This is a genomic window from Deltaproteobacteria bacterium HGW-Deltaproteobacteria-6 (genome assembly GCA_002840435.1).
Classification (GTDB): Bacteria; Desulfobacterota; Syntrophia; order Syntrophales; family Smithellaceae; genus UBA8904.
Genome location: PHAT01000025.1, coordinates 648 through 4,632, shown reverse-complemented (window position 1 = coordinate 4,632; position 3,985 = coordinate 648). Strand labels below are relative to the sequence as shown.

4 protein-coding genes and 1 pseudogene (1 of these 5 running past the window's edge) are annotated in these 3,985 nt (G+C 49.2%); 2 read left to right on the top strand and 3 right to left on the bottom strand.

The features are described 5' to 3' along the window. Positions 1-900, top strand: a 900-nt coding sequence (locus CVU71_18515) for a phenylacetate--CoA ligase (GenBank protein PKN16796.1), incomplete at its 5' end; no start/stop codon positions are given. A 157-nt stretch (positions 901-1,057) separates the two neighbouring features. On the opposite strand, the gene CVU71_18510 is transcribed toward CVU71_18515, so the two are convergent. Together CVU71_18510 and CVU71_18505 are read right to left on the bottom strand one after the other, a co-directional pair. Next, the gene (locus tag CVU71_18510) at positions 1,058-1,681 is read right to left on the bottom strand and encodes a cytidylate kinase-like family protein (GenBank protein PKN16795.1); all 624 of its coding nucleotides are present in this window, start codon (positions 1,679-1,681) and stop codon (positions 1,058-1,060) included. Positions 1,682-1,759: 78 nt separating this feature from the next. After that, entirely contained in the window at positions 1,760-2,938 is a 1,179-nt protein-coding gene (locus CVU71_18505) for an MFS transporter (GenBank protein ID PKN16794.1), read from the bottom strand. A gap of 243 nt (positions 2,939-3,181) precedes the next feature. On the opposite strand from CVU71_18505, the gene CVU71_18500 reads away from it, so the two are divergent. Then, positions 3,182-3,712, top strand: a complete 531-nt coding sequence (locus CVU71_18500) for a glycine zipper family protein (GenBank protein PKN16793.1) — start codon at positions 3,182-3,184, stop codon at positions 3,710-3,712. A gap of 35 nt (positions 3,713-3,747) precedes the next feature. On the opposite strand, the pseudogene CVU71_18495 reads toward CVU71_18500, so the two are convergent. Then, positions 3,748-3,985: pseudogene (locus tag CVU71_18495) on the bottom strand (hypothetical protein); it runs 78 nt beyond the window's last position.

Here is a 3,985-nt window from a genome sequence, read left to right as displayed (position 1 = left end):
CTCTTCACAGGGGGCCTGGGCGCCCATTACGGCGCAGAAAAAATCGGCGCGAGCGTGGTCCCGATGTCCGGCGGCAACACGAAGCGTCAGATCATGATTTTGCAGGACTTCGGCCCGACGGCCATCTGCTGCACACCATCCTACGCGCTCAACCTGGCCGAACAGGGAACAGCGATGGGAGTGGACATGCGGAAACTGGCGCTTCGAGTGGGGATTTTCGGCGCGGAACCCTGGACGGAAAAAATGCGTGGCGAAATCGAAAAAGTGCTGAACATCAAAGCTTTCAATATATACGGTCTGTCCGAAATTATGGGACCGGGTGTGGCAATGGAATGTGAGGAAGTGCGCGACGGCATGCATATCTTTGAAGATCATTTCCTGGTGGAAACCATCAATCCGAAAACCGGCGAGACACTTCCGGCCGGCTCGGAAGGTGAACTTGTTTTCACCACGCTGACCAAGGAAGCTTTTCCACTAATCCGCTACCGAACCCGCGATATCTGCCGTCTGGATCCCACACCCTGCCGCTGCGGACGGACGCACCGCCGCATGGGACGCGTCCTGGGGCGTAGCGACGACATGCTCATTATCCGCGGAGTCAATGTTTTTCCCTCTCAGATTGAAGCGGTGCTTGTGGGTATCGAAGGCCTCGAACCGCATTATCAATTAATCGTAGACCGTGAAGGATCTCTTGACACGCTGGAAGTGCAGGTGGAATTGTCCGAAAAACAGTTCGCCGGCGCAGATGAAATCAAGACCCTGCAAAAGCTGGAAAACCAGCTGCGCAAAGACATGAAAGACTATCTGGGCATCACCGCCAGGATCAAGCTTGTGGAACCAAAAACCATTCAGCGTTCGGAAGGAAAAAGCAGCCGGGTGATCGACAAAAGGAAAATCTAGCGCTGTCTTTCAGCAACAGCTTTTCGATGTGCCCTTTAGAGGTAACCCGGGAAATCTTAATCTATGGTTAAACAAAATTCTGACCGGGGCAAACCTGACCGGGACGACATGGACAGACGGCAGGGTGTGCGCGATCCGCGCGTTCAATTTTTTCTTCTCAAATCAATTCCACGTATTGCAAAATGAACGCCACGGCCCCGTCAACGCCTGTTTTGCTGATGTCAAGCGTCATGTCATACTGCCGTGCATCTGTCCATTCCCTGCCTGTAAATTTCTGGTTGTAACGGGCCCTTTCTTCATCATTACGGGCAATCATTTTACCGGCAGCTTCTTCTGACACATCATAAAGTTTCCCAACGCGATGTTTGCGGAACTCAATTTCACCATGCAGAAACAGGCTGACATGATTTGGATGGTCGCTAAGAACATAAGAGCCGCACCGCCCGATAATGACCGCTGAACGTTCCTGGGCAATGCGCCTGATGATTTCACTTTCGGTCTTAAACAACTCGTAGTCTGACGGGGCCAGGGTGCGCGGCTGCACATACGTGTCCGGGGCCACTGCATACGACCGCAGGAAGGACTGCCAGAAGGAGAGGGTTTTTTCTTCACGTGTTTTCACGTCCTCTTCCAGCACCGACAGCTGCCTGGCCGCCTGACCAATGATTTCACGGTCCGCGTAAAAAATATTCAGGTTCTTTGCCAGTTGATGCCCCACGTATGCCCCTCCGCAACCCAGTTGGCGACTGATGGTTATTATAAATGGTAAAGAATGATTCATTTTCACGCCTCCCCGTTTCTATTTATAATTCACGTTTATAATGATGCCGGAATGTAAATAACACCTATCTGTCCTCGTCTATTTCGAGGATGCCGCTCTTCCATGGAGAACATAGTAAAGTGGAACAATTGCCAGGATCACAAAGGTCATCATTAAATACAGTCCACGATATTCCGTAAACGGCACCAGAGAACCGAGGATATACGGTCCTATTCCAAAGCCTAAATCCACAAAAATAAAAAAGGTGGCCGTTGCCAGACCCAGCCGATGAGGAGGAACATCTTTTATGGATATGGCCTGAGCACAGGATATGAAGTTGCCATAACCTAAACCGATGAGCGCACCCGCCAGAAGCAGCATAAATCCATTAACGGCCTGACTGAATAAAAGCATGCCGGCCGCATAGATGATCAGGCATGGATAGGCGACAAAATTGGCCCCCCTGACATCGAATAAACGCCCGGAAAAAGGCCTCGAGAAAAAAACGGTGACGGCATAGACAAGAAAGTAGAAGCTTGCGGCTTCTTCCAGACGAATTTCCCTGGAGTATAATGATACAAAAGTCAGCACGCCGGAATAACTAAAGCCGATGATTAATATGACAACGGAAATCGGCACTGCTTTTAATTCGAGGAAATTAGAAAAGTGAGAATTCCCTCCGGAACTGACCCGATCTCGAACGGATAATTTGCAGGCCGCCTCGTCAACAAAAAATGACAGGATGAAACTGCCGAAAGCCAGAACCGACGTAAGCGAGAAAATCATCTTGAAATCCGTGCCGTGAATTAACAGCATCCCCACAAAAGGACCTAATGCCACCGACAGTATCGCCCCCATGCTGTAAAAGCCGATGCCTTCGCCGCGCCTGCTGTTGGGGATAATCTGAGCGACAATGGTTCCCGTAGCGGTGCTGGCCGCACCAAACATTATCCCGTGCAGCAACCTGATGCCGATCAGCAACGGCAAATTGACTGCGGCAAAATACAATGCGGATGTAATAATAAAAAATACTGTACTGAACTTCAGCACGTTGCTGCTGCCAACCGCTTCAATGATGCGTCCGGTCCCCAGTCGACCGATCAGGGCTCCGATAATAAAAATGCCAGCGACCAGTCCTGCCGTATTGGTGGAAGCATGAAATTTATTCACAGCATAAGAAGCAATCGTAACCATCAAAAGGAAGTGCGTCGAAAACACTAAAAAATTAATTACCGAGACCGTGATAAAATCCCTTGTCCATAGCCTTTCGTGTTTCATGCAGGATTCCTTTTGTGACTGCCTGTTTATTAACGAGTATAAGGAGACAGGTTTTTGAAGTCAATCAAATATAGCTGAATAAGTTTGAGTGTTTGAGAGCCAACTGCTTGCATTCAAAGAATCTTATCCATTTCTTGACATTAATAGACGGCGGCATTAACATAATAATGAATAAACTTTGCGGAGAGGGAGTGACTAATAAGTTAAGTATTTTGTTAATTGAATGATTTCAGAAGGATGATCATGAAGAAAAATATAAAATATTTGAATGTGGTGAGTATGATCGTAACTGTTTTATTGCTTTTTACAGGCTGCGCCACCGCGCCCCTCGGGCCGACGGTTCAGGTTATGCCCGCTCCCGGAAAGCCGTTTGCAAAATTTCAGACGGAATCCGAAGAATGCCAGGCATGGGCCTATCAGCAAATGGGCGGCCAGGAGGCCGTGGATAGAATCAATGCTAATGCAGTTTTATATGGGATTATTGGAGGAGCTATAGGAGCCGGCATCGGCGCGCTGACCGGTGCGTCATGGGGGCACGGGCCCAGAAGCTCGGGTAGGTATGCGGCACATGGAGCAGCGATGGGCGCAGGAATCGGAACGGCCGCGGGTGCCGCCCAGGGGGCCGCGGCTTCAGCATACTCCGGCCAGCAGCTGCAAATGATTTACGACGATGCTTACACACAGTGCATGTATTCGAAAGGGAATCAGGTGCCCGGTCCCGTGCAGGAATATAATCGGGACTATCGTCAGGAATATTACGATTACGATGAATGATGCGGCCGGAACATGGCATGCATTGCGGCAGGCCATTATTTTGTTTTATTGTATTTGTAGATTTCCGAAATCAACTCGCTACGGTCAAAATAGACTTCATTGCGCCTGATTTTCCCCTGGCTGTCGAATTGGACAAAGCAGACACCAATGCATTCAATGACTTTTTTGCCGACAGGGATTTTGGCCAGCCATTTATTTAAAAACCCGCCTTCCATGGGAATCGGCTCAATCTGTGTCCATATCCAATCCGGATTTTGGGAAAGCAGCTTTTTG

What these genes read in the sequence shown, in the direction of transcription:
- CVU71_18510 (PKN16795.1), bottom strand. Translation starts at nt 1,681, where the DNA reads ATGAATCATTCTTTACCATTTATAATAACCATCAGTCGCCAACTGGGT.
- CVU71_18505 (PKN16794.1), bottom strand. Translation starts at nt 2,938, where the DNA reads ATGAAACACGAAAGGCTATGGACAAGGGATTTTATCACGGTCTCGGTA.
- CVU71_18500 (PKN16793.1), top strand. Translation starts at nt 3,182, where the DNA reads ATGAAGAAAAATATAAAATATTTGAATGTGGTGAGTATGATCGTAACT.